16 protein-coding genes are annotated in these 13811 nt (G+C 63.5%); 8 read left to right on the forward strand and 8 right to left on the reverse strand.

Annotated features, from left to right (window positions below; all coding sequences use genetic code 11):
* Nucleotides 1–447: an OsmC family protein gene (locus ACTJK4_RS03345; protein WP_232041954.1), complete on the reverse strand. Its 447-nt coding sequence runs from the start codon at nt 445–447 to the stop codon at nt 1–3.
* Nucleotides 448–1144: 697 nt separating this feature from the next.
* Between ACTJK4_RS03345 and rplM the strand changes: the two genes are divergently transcribed.
* The 5 genes from rplM to erpA all read left to right on the forward strand — a co-directional run bounded on the left by rplM (nt 1145) and on the right by erpA (nt 3914).
* Nucleotides 1145–1573 carry a 50S ribosomal protein L13 gene (gene rplM, locus ACTJK4_RS03350; RefSeq protein WP_009239122.1) on the forward strand — a complete coding sequence of 143 codons (429 nt, stop codon included), beginning with the start codon at nt 1145–1147 and terminating at the stop codon, nt 1571–1573.
* Between the two features lie 12 nt (nt 1574–1585).
* Nucleotides 1586–1978 carry a 30S ribosomal protein S9 gene (gene rpsI / locus ACTJK4_RS03355; RefSeq protein WP_004633190.1) on the forward strand — a complete coding sequence of 131 codons (393 nt, stop codon included), beginning with the start codon at nt 1586–1588 and terminating at the stop codon, nt 1976–1978.
* Nucleotides 1979–2209: 231 nt separating this feature from the next.
* Complete coding sequence (locus ACTJK4_RS03360; RefSeq protein ID WP_232041955.1) at nt 2210–2965, forward strand: DUF6776 family protein; 756 nt, start codon at nt 2210–2212, stop codon at nt 2963–2965.
* 43 nt (nt 2966–3008) lie between these two features.
* The gene (locus tag ACTJK4_RS03365) at nt 3009–3413 is read left to right on the forward strand and encodes a bactofilin family protein (RefSeq protein ID WP_012761179.1); all 405 of its coding nucleotides are present in this window, start codon (nt 3009–3011) and stop codon (nt 3411–3413) included.
* 126 nt (nt 3414–3539) lie between these two features.
* Nucleotides 3540–3914 carry an iron-sulfur cluster insertion protein ErpA gene (gene erpA / locus ACTJK4_RS03370; RefSeq protein ID WP_004633183.1) on the forward strand — a complete coding sequence of 125 codons (375 nt, stop codon included), beginning with the start codon at nt 3540–3542 and terminating at the stop codon, nt 3912–3914.
* 66 nt (nt 3915–3980) lie between these two features.
* Here the strand turns inward: erpA and ACTJK4_RS03375 are convergent, their stop codons facing one another.
* The gene (locus ACTJK4_RS03375; RefSeq protein ID WP_440816005.1) at nt 3981–5135 is read right to left on the reverse strand and encodes an anhydro-N-acetylmuramic acid kinase; all 1155 of its coding nucleotides are present in this window, start codon (nt 5133–5135) and stop codon (nt 3981–3983) included.
* A gap of 173 nt (nt 5136–5308) precedes the next feature.
* Here ACTJK4_RS03375 and tyrS point away from each other — a divergent pair, with 173 nt between their 5' ends.
* The 3 genes from tyrS to ACTJK4_RS03390 are packed head-to-tail and all read left to right on the forward strand — an operon-like array spanning nt 5309 to nt 7782.
* Complete coding sequence (gene tyrS, locus ACTJK4_RS03380; protein ID WP_440816008.1) at nt 5309–6574, forward strand: tyrosine--tRNA ligase; 1266 nt, start codon at nt 5309–5311, stop codon at nt 6572–6574.
* A complete protein-coding gene (dtd, locus tag ACTJK4_RS03385; RefSeq protein ID WP_322017740.1) occupies nt 6571–7083 on the forward strand; it encodes a D-aminoacyl-tRNA deacylase in 513 nt (170 codons plus the stop codon). The genes tyrS and dtd overlap by 4 nt, the downstream gene beginning before the upstream one ends.
* 18 nt (nt 7084–7101) lie before the next feature.
* Nucleotides 7102–7782: a histidine phosphatase family protein gene (locus tag ACTJK4_RS03390; RefSeq protein WP_322017739.1), complete on the forward strand. Its 681-nt coding sequence runs from the start codon at nt 7102–7104 to the stop codon at nt 7780–7782.
* On the opposite strand, the gene ACTJK4_RS03395 is transcribed toward ACTJK4_RS03390, so the two are convergent.
* From ACTJK4_RS03395 to purH, 6 genes are all read right to left on the reverse strand, one after another.
* Entirely contained in the window at nt 7779–8495 is a 717-nt protein-coding gene (locus ACTJK4_RS03395; protein WP_232041960.1) for a queuosine precursor transporter, read from the reverse strand. The genes ACTJK4_RS03390 and ACTJK4_RS03395 overlap by 4 nt on opposite strands.
* Nucleotides 8496–8514: 19 nt before the next feature.
* Complete coding sequence (ruvB, locus tag ACTJK4_RS03400; RefSeq protein WP_232041961.1) at nt 8515–9588, reverse strand: Holliday junction branch migration DNA helicase RuvB; 1074 nt, start codon at nt 9586–9588, stop codon at nt 8515–8517.
* Between the two features lie 64 nt (nt 9589–9652).
* Nucleotides 9653–10234: a Holliday junction branch migration protein RuvA gene (gene ruvA / locus ACTJK4_RS03405; RefSeq protein WP_004635578.1), complete on the reverse strand. Its 582-nt coding sequence runs from the start codon at nt 10232–10234 to the stop codon at nt 9653–9655.
* Nucleotides 10235–10333: 99 nt separating this feature from the next.
* On the reverse strand, nt 10334–11473 hold the full coding sequence (locus ACTJK4_RS03410; protein WP_440816013.1) for a glycerophosphodiester phosphodiesterase: 1140 nt from the start codon (nt 11471–11473) through the stop codon (nt 10334–10336).
* Between the two features lie 78 nt (nt 11474–11551).
* Nucleotides 11552–12097: a crossover junction endodeoxyribonuclease RuvC gene (gene ruvC / locus ACTJK4_RS03415; RefSeq protein ID WP_316878437.1), complete on the reverse strand. Its 546-nt coding sequence runs from the start codon at nt 12095–12097 to the stop codon at nt 11552–11554.
* 83 nt (nt 12098–12180) lie between these two features.
* Nucleotides 12181–13755 (reverse strand): bifunctional phosphoribosylaminoimidazolecarboxamide formyltransferase/IMP cyclohydrolase, encoded by a 1575-nt coding sequence (gene purH, locus ACTJK4_RS03420; RefSeq protein WP_232041963.1) that lies wholly within the window; start codon nt 13753–13755, stop codon nt 12181–12183.
* Between the last annotated feature and the right edge of the window lie 56 nt (nt 13756–13811).

Consider the following 13811-nt stretch of genomic DNA (forward strand, 5'->3'; position numbering starts at 1 on the left):
TTATTCCGATGCCGTCGGCTGGCTGGCCAAGTCCACCAGTTCCAATGAGTGCGTGATCTCGGCCGTCTTGGCCAGCATGATCGACGCTGAGCAGTACTTCTCGTGCGAAAGCTGCACGGCGCGTTCCACCGTTTCCCGCTTCAGGTTTCGCCCCGTCACCGTGAAGGTGAAGTGGATGCGCGTGAAGACCTTCGGGTCGGTCTCGGCGCGATCGGCATGCAGCTTGACGCTGCAGCCTTGCACGTCCTGCCGGCCTCGCTTGAGGATCAGCACGACGTCATAGGCGGTGCAGCCGCCGGTGCCCAGCAGGACCATTTCCATCGGGCGCGGTGCGAGGTTGCGGCCGCCCCCGTCGGGCGCACCATCCATCGTGACGAGATGGCCACTGCCGGTTTCCGCCAAAAAGGCCATGCCATCCGGGCCGGTCCAGCTCACAGTGCAATCCATGTCCAATCCTTGTGCAGAGGGTCGGCCAGCGCCGACGAAAAGCCACATTGTAGCCATCGGCCCGCCATGCGTTGCCAGCCTAGGGTGAACGCGGCTTGACAGTGATACCTGCGCAAAAAGGTGCAACCCGTCTTCTGTGCACCCAAATCGCGCCAGAATTCGAGGGATATCTCTAGTGCGCACCAGATCGGAAGATCTGAAAGTTTCGCAAGATATTGATTTTGAAAGGAAATTTTGACATGTTGCCGATGAAATTTGCATTCCGTATTACGAAATGCAATTTCGTAGTGCAAATTCCCTTGCGCGTGCCCCAGAAATGGGTATAATTTGCACCATTGGATCGGCTGATGCGGTGCAACCCACCAAGTCAACGATCAGCAGGTGTCTCCTCCACCCTCCTCCTTTGGTGGATTCAAACCCAAGCTCAATGGCTTGGGTTTTTTTTGCCTTCAGGATTTGCGCGCACCTTTTCCTTGTGTCAAGGAGACCGTGCACGGTACAATCGAAATCTTTTCCGGATTGCCCGCGGAAAAGAAATTCAGAGAGCCCGCACCAACAAGCGGGAAGGCGGGCCGGCGATGACCTCGCATGAGGTTGCGCAGGCGTCCGCAAGACGATCCGTTCGTGAGCAGTCTGAACGTAAGTTCTCAGCGCGATACGGGTCCACTCGGGCACTGACTCAATATTTGGAAAAATCATGAAGACCTTTTCCGCAAAGCCCCATGAGGTGAAGCGCGATTGGTACGTGATTGACGCGACGGACAAGGTCCTCGGGCGTGTCGCCAGCGAAGTGGCACACCGACTGCGCGGCAAGCACAAGCCCGAATTCACTCCGCACGTCGATACCGGCGATTTCATCATCGTCATCAACGCAGCCAAGCTGCGTGTGACGGGCGCCAAGACGACCGACAAGAAGTACTATCGCCACTCGGGTTACCCGGGCGGTATCTACGAAACGACGTTTGGCAAGATGCAGCAGCGTTTCCCGGGCCGCGCCCTGGAGAAGGCTGTGAAGGGCATGCTGCCGAAGGGTCCGCTGGGCTACGCGATGATCAAGAAGCTGAAGGTTTACGCCGAAGGCTCGCATCCGCACGAAGCTCAGCAGCCGAAAGCGCTGGAAATCTAAGGGGCCTAATCCATGATCGGAAACTGGAACTATGGCACCGGCCGCCGCAAGAGCGCTGTGGCACGTGTCTTCATCAAGTCCGGCAAGGGCGACATCATTGTCAACGGCAAGGCCATCAACGAGTACTTCGCTCGTGAAACCTCGCTGATGATCGTGCGTCAGCCGCTGGAACTGACCAACCACGCAGCTACGTTCGACATCAAGGTGAACGTGGTCGGCGGCGGGGAAACCGGCCAAGCCGGTGCGGTGCGCCACGGCATCACCCGCGCCCTGATCGACTACGATGCAACGCTCAAGCCCGCCCTGTCGAAGGCCGGTCTGGTGACGCGCGATGCGCGCGAAGTCGAGCGTAAGAAGGTTGGTCTGCGCAAGGCCCGCCGCGCCAAGCAGTTCTCGAAGCGTTAATCCGCTTCCTGCTGCTTCAGCAAAAAACCACACCCTCGGGTGTGGTTTTTTGTTTTTGAGGATTCGAACCAAACGGTGTGATCTTTGCAGCGCCTTGCTTACCCTTTGCAACAGCTCCGACATGTCCACGGGACTACAATCCACATTTCGTTAGCGTTCGGCCCGTATGATGCAATCCGCTGTTTCTCCTAATCCGATTCTGATCTGCAAGGCGGGTCAGGAGACGTGCGCATGAAGGCGCGTCGCTTGCTGCGTCGCGCTTCCGTGCTCGCGCCGAACGTCACGGTACGTTCGCGCTTGCCTTGGCCTGTAACGGTGTTGTTGATTGCGGTGGTACTTGGGCTTGCGGCCGCGGCAGCGCTGTGGGCGTTCGAAGAAGGGCGCCGCCTGACCGGTCCGCACGATGCTGATTTGCGTGCAATGAACCGCGAGCTGACCGCCAAGCTGGCTGCCGTGCAGGCCGAACGAGACAAGCTTTCTGCATCCGCCGGCACCGTGGACGCACGTCTGGGGATCGCCGAAGGTGCACAGGCGCAAATGGCGGAGCAACTCAAGGCGCTGGAAACCGAAAACGCGCAGTTGAAGGAGGATCTGGCTTTCTTTGACAGCTTATTGCCGGCGCCCACCAATTCCGCCGGTATCTACGTGCGCAGCTTCCGCATCGCGCCGGACGAGGCACAGCCGACGCGCATGCGCTTCCGGGTTCTGCTGATGCAGGGAGGCGGAAAGGCGTTCGCGCCGGTCTCCGAATTCGAGGGGCAATTGGCGCTCACGCTGAACGTCGTGCAGGGCGGCAAAGCTGCTACGATCGATTTCCCAGGCACGGTGGCCAGCGGATCGCCCGCCACCAGCGCCCGCGTCAAGCTCACGCACTACCAGCGCCTCGAGGGCTGGGTGGATGTGCCCCCTGGCACCACGGTGCAATCGGTGATGGTGAAAGTGCTGCAGAACGGCAAGATCAAAGCGAGCCAGAGTTTTTCCATCTGACAGGCATTGTCCTGTCGAGGATCCGTACACAGAGGAGTCGACGATGCTGTTTGGCAAAAAGAAAGGGCTGGCGATCGAAACGCTACTGGGGGCCCGTACCAAGCTGGAGGGGGATCTGCGCTTCTCGGGCGGTCTGCGAATCGACGGCGAAATCAAGGGCAACATCTATGGCGATCCTGACAAGCCCAGTATGTTGGTCATTACTGACAGCGCACGCGTTGAGGGCGAAGTGCACGTCGGCCATCTGATCCTGAACGGCACAGTGGTCGGCCCCGTGCATGTGGCAGAGCTGCTGGAGCTGCAGCCGAAGGCACGCATCGAAGGCAACGTGCAATATGCGGCGCTGGAGATGCACCAAGGCGCCGTCGTCATGGGCACGTTGACGCACGCGGCACCCGGCGATGTGAAGTTGCTGCCCAATCTGAAGCTGGCGTCCAATCAGGATTGATCACATCTCGCGCTAGCCGTTGCTGGCGCACCGCACAATGCCCACTTGAAACGCAAGGCTTCGGCACGATTTGCAGCTTGCGCTTAAAATACAAGCAAGTTTCAGACGTTCCCACAGGAGATTTTCATGAACGCAGTCGCGCAGGCAGCCACGCCCGATGTGAACGAGGTTCCGGCTCCGCTGGTCTTTACGGACAGCGCTGCGGACAAGGTCAAGCAACTGATTGAAGAAGAAGGCAACCCGGAGTTGAAGCTGCGCGTGTTCGTGCAAGGCGGCGGGTGCTCGGGCTTCCAGTACGGCTTCACCTTTGACGAAGAGACCAACGAGGACGATACGACCATGACCAAGAATGGCGTGTCGCTCTTGATCGACTCGATGAGCTACCAATACCTGGTGGGCGCCGAGATCGACTACAAGGAAGACATCAACGGCGCGCAGTTCGTCATCAAGAACCCGAATGCTTCGACCACATGTGGTTGCGGCTCGTCGTTCTCGGTCTGACGCCACATCGCTGTAAAGGAAAAAGCGCACTTCGGTGCGCTTTTTTGTTGCCTGCAGACAGGGCGCTCAGGCCGGGTAGATTGCGCCGAGGATGCGACCGCCCGATGCGCCGGTCGCCGTGTGCAGGTTGCCGTGGGCGCGGAGCACGCACTGTCGCGCGAGCCACGCAAAGGCCAATGCCTCCACCTGATGCGCGGGCACACCGAACGCATCGGTCGGCGCGACTCGCACGCCCGGCAATCGCTGCGCGATCCGTGCCATGAGCGCGCCATTGCGGGCGCCACCACCGCAGACCAGCAGTGACGCAGCCCGCGGAGCATGGGCACACACGGCATCGGTGATGGTGTCGGCCGTGAGGGCGAGTAGCGTCGCTTGAACATCTTCAGGGCGAACAATGTTCAGCGCATCGCCGAGGGTTTGCTGCAGCCACGCCGGGTTGAACAGGTCGCGGCCGGTGCTCTTGGGCGGCGGGGCTGAGAAGAACGGCTCGGCTTTCAGACGCGCGAGGAGCGTTTCGTCGATGCGTCCGGTGCGGGCCCAGGCGCCGTCGGCGTCGTAGCGGCTGTCGCGGTGCGTATGGACCCAGTAGTCCATCAGCGCGTTGCCGGGGCCGCAGTCGAAGCCGAGTACGGCGTCGCGCGCGTCCGAACCCTGCGGCGGCAAGACGGTGAGGTTGGCGATGCCCCCGATGTTGCATACCAGGCGCCAAGCATCGGGCAGGCCGAACAGCGCGCGATGCAGCGCTGGTACGAGCGGGGCGCCTTGACCGCCGGCAGCGATATCGCGGCTGCGAAAATCGGCAACAACGTCGATGCCGGTGCGTTCAGCCAGCACCGCAGGGTGCTGGCTCTGGCGCGTATAGCCGGTGCCATCATGCGCGCCGGGCTGATGACGAATCGTCTGCCCATGGGCGCCGATGGCCTGTACGTCGTGCGCGGCCAGACCCGTACCGGCAAGCAGCCGGGCGACGCATTCGGCGTAGACCATGGCCAGTGCGTTGGCGGCCAATGCTTCGCGATGGATCTCGTCGTGGCCTGCATGTTGCAGGTCCAGAAAGCGCTGGCGCAGCTCGGGCGAGAAAGGCACGTAGGCGTCGGCGAGGACGGCTGGGTGTTCGCCGGAAAAGTCCGCCAGCACGCCATCGACGCCGTCCAGGCTGGTGCCCGACATCAAGCCGATGTAGCGGTTGCTGGGAAGTGCGATGTGGTTGGGATGGCTCATGCGCGACAGCTTACCAGCGCAATGGCGGGCCAAACGGACACATCACGGTAAAATCCAGGGATTGCGCGGCCGGCACTTCAATTGATGTCGGCCATCGTTCACGCCCCGTTTCCCTAATTGTTGATCCGTTCGCGCCGTTTTCCATGTGCGGCGCGGTGACCTCTCTTTTTGCCATGACTGCATCTGACACTTCCGCCGTTTCCGACAACACCACGCCGGCCAAACCCAAGTACCCGGTGACCCCGGAGGTGGCGCACGCGATGGAAGTGTCGCTGCGCGGCTGCGACGAATTGCTGATCGCTGCCGAGTGGGAGCAGAAGCTGGCCAAGAGCGCCGCCACCGGCGTGCCGCTGCGCATCAAGCTGGGCCTGGACCCGACGGCGCCCGATATCCACATCGGCCACACCGTGGTGCTCAACAAGATGCGCCAGCTGCAGGATTTGGGGCATCAGGTGATCTTCCTGATTGGCGATTTCACGTCGACGATCGGTGATCCGTCCGGCCGCAACGCCACGCGCCCGCCGCTCACGCGCGAGCAGATCGAGGCCAACGCGCAGACGTACTACCGTCAGGCCAGCATGGTGCTGGATCCGAGCAAGACGGAAATTCGCTACAACAGCGAATGGTGCGACCCGCTGGGTGCGCGCGGCATCATCCAGCTTGCCGCCAAGTACACCGTCGCCCGCATGATGGAACGCGACGATTTCACCAAGCGCTACAAGGCGGGTGTGCCGATTTCGGTGCACGAATTCCTTTACCCGCTGATGCAGGGCTACGACTCGGTCGCGCTCAAGTCCGACTTGGAGTTGGGCGGCACCGACCAGAAGTTCAACTTGCTGGTCGGTCGAGAATTGCAGAAGGAATACGGCCAGGAGCCGCAGTGCATCTTGACGATGCCGTTGCTGGTAGGCCTGGACGGCGTCGAGAAGATGTCCAAGTCCAAGGGCAACTACGTCGGTATCAGCGAGGCGCCGAACGAGATGTTTGGCAAGCTGATGAGCATTTCCGACGACCTGATGTGGACGTACTACACGCTGCTGTCGTTCCGCCCGCTGGCCGAGATCGACATGATGAAGGCGGAGATCGCGCTGGGCCGCAACCCGCGCGATTGCAAGGTGCTGCTGGCCCAGGAGATCGTTGCCCGCTTCCATAGCCAGGCCGATGCCGAGCGCGCGCTGGAAGACTTCAACCACCGCGCACGCGGCGGCGTGCCGGACGATATTCCGCAGATCGAGCTGGCAGGCGCGCCGCTGGGCATTGCGCAACTGCTCAAGCAGGCTGGCCTCTGCCCGTCCACGTCGGACGCCAACCGCAATATCGAGCAGGGCGGCGTGAAGATCGACGGCGCCCTCGTCAGCGACAAGGGCCTGAAGGTGGAAGCCGGCACCTTCGTGATGCAGGTCGGCAAGCGTCGCTTTGCGCGCGTGGTGCTGAAGTGATTGGGCTGATTCAGCGGGTGTCTGAAGCGGCGGTCCGTGTGGATGGCCGCGTTGTCGGCGAGATCGGCCCGGGACTGCTGGCGCTAGTCTGTGCCGAACGCGGGGACACCGCCGCCGAGGCCGATCGCCTGCTGGAGAAGCTGCTGAACTATCGCGTGTTCGCCGACGCGCAGGGCAAGATGAACCTGCCCGTGCGCAACATCGACGGCAACGGGCAGGCAGGCGGCCTGCTGGTGGTTTCGCAGTTCACGCTGGCAGCCGATACCAAGTCCGGCACGCGGCCGAGCTTTACGCCCGCTGCCGCGCCGGAAGATGGCCGCCGCCTGTACGAACACTTCGTGGCGCGCGCCCGTGCGCAGCATCCCATCGTGGCCACCGGCGAGTTTGGCGCAGACATGAAGGTGTCGCTCGTCAACGATGGCCCGGTCACGTTCTGGCTGCAGGTGGCGCCGCAAGTCGCTCCGTCCGCCGCAAAAGCGGCCGCGCCGGAAGCGGCCAAATCTGTCTGATTCGTTCGGGAACCTGTGATGCCACGCGCCGCCGCCATTCCTCTGCCGATGCCGCAGATCACCCACATCGTGCTCATCCGCCACGGCGAGACCGACTGGAACCGCGAACGCCGCCTGCAAGGCCAGCTCGACGTGCCGCTGAACACGCAAGGGTTGGAGCAGGCTGCGCAGCTCGGCAAGGCGTTGGCGCGCGAGCGGTTCGATGCGGTCTACGCGAGCGATCTGTCGCGGGCCAAGCAGACGGCGCAGGCCCTGGCAGATGAAGTGGGTGTGACCGTGCGCGACGACGCCGGTTTGCGCGAGCGCTGCTACGGCCAGTTCGAAGGTCTGACCTACGCTGAAGTCGCCGCGCAGCATCCAGCCGACTTTGATGCCTGGCAAAATCGCGTGCCCGAGTTCGCCCCGCCTGGCGGCGAGACGCTGACTGAATTCCACGAACGTGCGGTCGAGACAGCGCTTCGCTTGATCCGTCGTCACCCCGGCGAGCGCATCGCGCTGGTTAGCCACGGCGGCGTGCTCGATTGCCTGTACCGCCACGCCAACGCCATGACGCTCACCGAGCCGCGCCAGCATGAGCTGCGCAACGCGAGCATCAACCGGCTTTCATCCGATGGTCATCAACTGACCGTGCTGCAATGGGGGGATGTCGCGCACCTGGATTTGCTGGTGCTCGACGAGGTGGACCGCCGCGTTCCTTAAACCTTCAGCCGGAACGGCGTGAAGTCGGTGTCGCGGTCGTAGTAGTCTTCGTGCTCGACGCGTTTGAGGAAGGCGACGACCCGGTACGTGAGGGGCGTCGCCACGACCTCCCAGCCGGTCTTGAGGATGTATTGCGCGATGGCCACGCGAAGCACCTGCTGGTGGGGCCAGATCCCGTAGAAGGCGATGACGTAGAACAGCGAAGAATCCACTGCCTCGCCCACCACCGTAGACCCAATGAGCCGGGTCCACAGCCATTTTCCCTCGGTAGCGATCTTCATCTTCGCCAGCGTATAGCTGTTGGCAAAGCTGCCGCACCAGAACGCGATGAGCGACCCGGCGACGATGCGGGGCGTGTTGCCGAACACGTCGTTCAGGCTCTTCTGGTAGTCCGCCATGAAGGGCGCTACCGGTAGCGCCAGCACGACCAGCGACATGAACGACGCGAAGATCAGTGCGCCAAAGCCCGCCCACACCACGCGCCGGTCGCGCCCGTAGCCGTACACCTCGGTAAGGATGTCGCCAAAGATGTACGAGATCGGGAAGAACAGCACGCCGGCGCCAAACGTCACCGGCCCGACGATCGGCAGTGTGACCTGCGCCGCCTTGGCCGCGCCGATCAAGTTTGAGCACAGCAGCACCGTGACAAAGGCTGCCATGACGAAGTCGTAGTAGCGGAACGTGCGGTTTGGGTGGTGCGGGGCGGCGGACATGTCGGGGGCGGGCGGAGGTTTATTCGTTGTCGTCCCAGAGTTCACGAACTGGGCCGCTCTTGGGGGCGCCCAGCCCGAAATGCTGGTACGCCGATGCGGTGGCGACGCGCCCGCGCGGCGTGCGTTGCAGGTAGCCCTGCTGGATCAGGTAGGGCTCAAGCACGTCCTCGATCGTGTCGCGCTCCTCGCCGATGGCGGCCGCCAGGTTGTCGATGCCGACCGGGCCACCGTTGAACTTGTGCAGGATCGCTTCGAGCAGCTTGCGATCCATCAGGTCGAAGCCGACCGCATCCACATCAAGCATCGCCAGCGCGGCATCGGCCACTTCGCGGGTGATGATGCCATCGGCCTTGACCTCCGCATAGTCGCGCACGCGGCGCAGCAGGCGGTTGGCGATACGCGGCGTGCCGCGCGAGCGCTTGGCAATCTCCAGCGCGCCTTCGTCCACGATGTGGGCGTTCAGCAGGCCCGATGAACGCGTGACGATCTTCGCCAGTTCGGCAGGCGTATAAAACTCAAGCCGCGCGACGATGCCGAAGCGGTCGCGCAGCGGGTTGGTCAGCATGCCGGCGCGCGTGGTGGCGCCCACGAGCGTGAACGGCTGCAGATCCAGCTTGACCGAGCGGGCCGCCGGGCCCTCGCCGATCATGATGTCGATCTGGTAGTCCTCGAGCGCCGGGTACAGGATTTCCTCTACCACGGGCGAGAGCCGATGTATTTCGTCGATGAAGAGGACGTCGTTGGCTTCGAGGTTCGTGAGCAGTGCGGCCAGGTCGCCCGGGCGCTCTAGCACGGGGCCGGAGGTCTGGCGCAGGTTGACACCCATCTCGCGCGCAATGATGTGCGCCAGCGTCGTCTTGCCCAAGCCCGGCGGCCCGAACAACAGCACGTGGTCCAGCGCCTCGCTGCGGTTCTTGGCTGCGGTCATGAAGATGTCGAGCTGGCCGCGCACCTTTTCCTGGCCGACGTATTCGTCGAGCAGCTTGGGGCGCAGCGCGCGCTCGAACGCCTCCTCGTTGGGGGAGGCGGGGGAGGCTGAGATGATGCGCTCAGCAGAAACAGCCTTGGCGGCGAGCTTATCGGTTTCGATCATGACGGGCAGACGGCGCCGGGACGGCGCGAGCAGGCCATTCTACCGTTTCGCCGCGCCTCGGGCGTCAGCCCTTGGAGAGCGCCTTGAGCGCCAGCTTGATGCCTTCGGAGACGCCCGTACCGGCCGGCACTTGCTTGATGGCGAGCGCCGCTTCCTTGTCGGAATACCCCAGCGCCAGCAAGGCGTTGAGCACGTCGACCGCGTCGTCCGAGACGGCCGGGCCGCCGGGTACTGTACCCAAGTCGGCGCCCAGCTTGCCTTTAAGCTCCAGCAGCAGGCGCTCGGCCGTCTTCTTGCCGATCCCCGGGATGCGCGTCAGCCGCCCGGCTTCCTGAAGCGTGACGGCCTGCGCGAGTTCGGCCACCGACATGCCCGACAGCACCGCCAGCGCAATGCGCGCGCCGATGCCGGAAATCTTGATGAGCTGGCGAAAGGTTTCGCGCTCGGCGGCGGTGCCGAAACCGTAGAGCAGGTGCGCGTCCTCTCGCACGATCTGCTGCGTCAGCAGCACGACCTTCTCGCCGGTGGCGGGGAGGTTGTAGAACGTGCTCATCGGCACGTCGATCTCGTAGCCGACGCCGTGGCAATCGACCAGCAGGTGCGGCGGGTTCTTTTCGATCAGCGTCCCGGCGATGCGTCCGATCATGGGTGGGGTTCCTCGTCCAAAACGGGACGCAGTGTAGCCCAAACCTTCTGCGAGACCCGATCCGGGGTCGGCCGCTCGCTACAGTTTGATGCGCGAAAACTAACGCTGGAAGGTCGACACGGCTTGCCGCCCGACAGCCGGGTCATCGGTGAAGAAGCCGTCGACGCCCGCGCGCAGGAAGGCTTGGATCTCCGTAATCGAGCCGTTGACGTTGCGCGTGTTGTCCGCGCCGCTGCGCAGCGACGGCGGCAAGAAGGTGTTCTCGGGGCGGAATGTGTACGGGTGGACGATCAGCCCGGCGTTGTGCGCGTTGCGGATCAGGTCGGTCGGGTCAGTGAGTCGGCCGTTGGCATCCAGGCCCATGATGCTGCTCTTGTCAGGGCCGACACCATTGGCATACGCGGCGATGTCGCGCATGCCTTGGCTGGTCATCATGTCGCCGAAGGTGCGGCTGTCTTTGGCGACCACAAAATCGTAGGGCTGCCGGCTGGATGTGCCCATCAGTTGCACGAGCTTCCAGTTGGGTTGGCTGCTGCCGATCTTGTTGCGAATCGCCTTGAGGTTGGCGACTTCGAACGACTGGATGTAGACCGTGGTGCGGCTGGCCGTAAAGGCGTCGCGGCGCAGGCCGTCGATCAACCTGTCTTCCAGCAGCAGGCCGATCGACTGGAAATACGTCGGGTGTTTCGTTTCCGGATAGATGCCGATGTTGCGGCCGAGCCTGGCGGATTGGTCCCGCGCCAGCGCGATGATCTCGTCGAGCGTGGGGATGTCGAACTGGTCGTTGTAGGCGACGTTGTCGGGGCGGATGCTCGGGATGCGCTCGCGTGCGCGCAGCGTTTTCAGTTCACCCAGCGTGAAGTCTTCGGTGAACCAGCCGGTGACACTCTGGCCGTCGATCGTCTTGGTGGTCTTGCGGCCGGCAAACGCTGCCACGTCGGCCACGTTGGTCGTGCCGGAGATTTCGTTCTCGTGGCGCGCAACGAGCACGCCGTCCTTGGTGGAGACGAGATCGGGCTCGATGATGTCGGCGCCATCGTCGATGGCCTTCTGGTACGAGGCCAGCGTGTGCTCGGGCCGCAACGCAGGCGCACCGCGATGGCCGATCACCTGGACGGTGGCGATGGGCGTGGTGTTGCCCCCGCCGCCGCCGCCGTGGTTGTATTCCAGCCGGCAGGCCGACAAGGCCAGGGAGGCGCTCAAGACGAACGGGCTCAGCAGGATGAGACGGCGCAGCATCGGAGGCTCCTGAAGACGGATACCCGCATGGTAGTCGCCGTGTGTGCGTGCAGCTACCTGCCGTCTTTAAGAATCCTGTCAGCCGACGAGGCGCCCGCGCCGCACGCGCAGGCCTTTTTGCGCAAGCTGCGGCGCCAGCCCGGCCATGGCGGCCAGTGTCTCGCCGCCGTGCGCATGACAAATGGCCACGCCCAGCGCGTCAGATGCATCCGCGCCGGGTTTGCCTTCGAGGTTGAGCAAGCGTACGACCATCGCCTGCACCTGATCCTTATTGGCGCGGCCGTAGCCAACCACGGCCTGCTTCAGTTGCAGCGCGGTGTATTCGAACACCGGCAGGTTGCCGCTCATCAGGCCACAGATCACCGCGCCGCGCGCCTGACCCAGCAGCAGCGTCGATTGCGGGTTGACGTTGACGAACACCTTTTCGATGGAAGCGCAGTCCGGCCGGTAGGTGCTCACCAGTTCAGAGACCCCGTCGTACAGCGTCTTCAGGCGGCTGGGCAGGTCGGCATTGCCGTTGCTCTTGATCGTGCCCGAGGCCACGTAGACGAGCTTGTGGCCGTGCCGTTCAAGCACGCCGAAACCCGTGGTGCGAAGGCCGGGGTCGATGCCGAGGATGCGCATGAAATGGAGCGGAGCAGAAAAGAAAAACGGGGCAGGCGCCAGTCTACGCCTTGCCCCGCTGATCGGTCGAACGACCGTGCCGTTTAGTGGCGGAAGTGGCGCGTGCCCGTGAAGATCATTGCCACGTTGCGCTCATCGGCGGCGGCGATCACTTCATCGTCGCGCACCGAGCCGCCCGGCTGGATCACGCACGAGGCGCCTGCATCGACCACCACATCCAGACCGTCGCGGAACGGGAAGAACGCATCCGACGCCACGGCCGAACCGGCCAGCGTCAGGCCCGCGTTCTGCGCCTTGATGCTCGCGATGCGGGCGGAGTCGACACGGCTCATCTGGCCGGCGCCCACGCCCAGCGTCATGCCGCCGCCGCAGAACACGATGGCGTTCGACTTGACGAACTTGGCGACGCGCCAGGCGAACATCAGGTCGTCCATTTCCTTCGGCGTCGGGTGGCGCTTGGTCACCACGCGCAGCTCGCTCGGTTGCACGTTCTTGGCATCCGGGCTCTGCACCAGCAGACCGCCACCGACGCGCTTGAAGTCGTACGCGTTCACGCCCTTGCCAAGGGGGATCTCCAACACGCGCACGTTCTGCTTGGCCGCGAACACCGCACGCGCGCCTTCCGAGAAGCCCGGAGCGATCAGCACTTCCACGAATTGCTTGGCCACCACCTGTGCGGCTGCTTCATCCAGCGGCACGTTGAAGGCGATGATGCCACCGAAGGCCGAGGTCGAATCGGTCTTGAAGGCCTTCTCATACGCTTCCTGTGCGGTGCCGCCGATGGCCACGCCGCACGGGTTGGCGTGCTTGATGATGACGCACGCGGCGCCCTTGGCCGGGTCGAACGACTTCACGCATTCCCACGCAGCATCGGCGTCGGCGATGTTGTTGTACGACAGCTCCTTGCCCTGCAGTTGCGTGTAGTTGGCGAGCGCGCCGTCCACGACCTTCAGGTCACGGTAGAAGGCGGCGGACTGGTGCGGGTTCTCGCCGTAGCGCATTTCCTGCACCTTGTCGAAGGCCAGGTTCAGCGTTTGCGGATAGGCGCTGCGCGTGCTGTGCGACTTGTCGGCGCCAAGGCTCGTCAGGTAATTCGTGATCGCACCGTCGTACTGCGCGGTGTGCGCGAACACCTTCTTGGCCAGCATGAAGTTGGTCTCGTAGCCAACCGTATTGTTGTTGGCCTGCATCTCGGCCAGCACGGTGGCGTAGTCGGCTGGGTCAACGATGACCGTCACATCACGGTGGTTCTTGGCCGCCGAGCGCAGCATGGTCGGGCCGCCGATGTCGATGTTCTCGATCGCGTCGGCCAGCGAGCATTCGTCCTTGGCCACCGTCTGCTGGAACGGGTACAGGTTCACCACCAGCAGGTCGATGGTCGGGATGCTGTGCTCGGACAGCGCGGCCATGTGCTCGGGCAGGTCGCGGCGGGCCAGGATGCCGCCGTGCACCTTCGGGTGCAGCGTCTTCACGCGGCCGTCGAGCATTTCCGGAAAGCCGGTGTAGTCCGCCACTTCCGTCACGGGCAGGCCGGACTCGGCGAGCAGCTTGGCGGTGCCGCCGGTGGAGAGGAGCTTGACGCCGCGCTCGTGCAGGGCACGGGCAAAGTCGACGATGCCGGTCTTGTCGGAAACGGAAAGCAGGGCTTGCTGGATCATGGTGGAAACGCCGGTGGGCGGGTGTGGCGCTGGGTTTGCCGAACTGGCAGGAGGCG

Source organism: Ralstonia sp. 22111 (genome assembly GCF_052045895.1).
Taxonomy (GTDB): Bacteria; Pseudomonadota; Gammaproteobacteria; order Burkholderiales; family Burkholderiaceae; genus Ralstonia; species Ralstonia wenshanensis.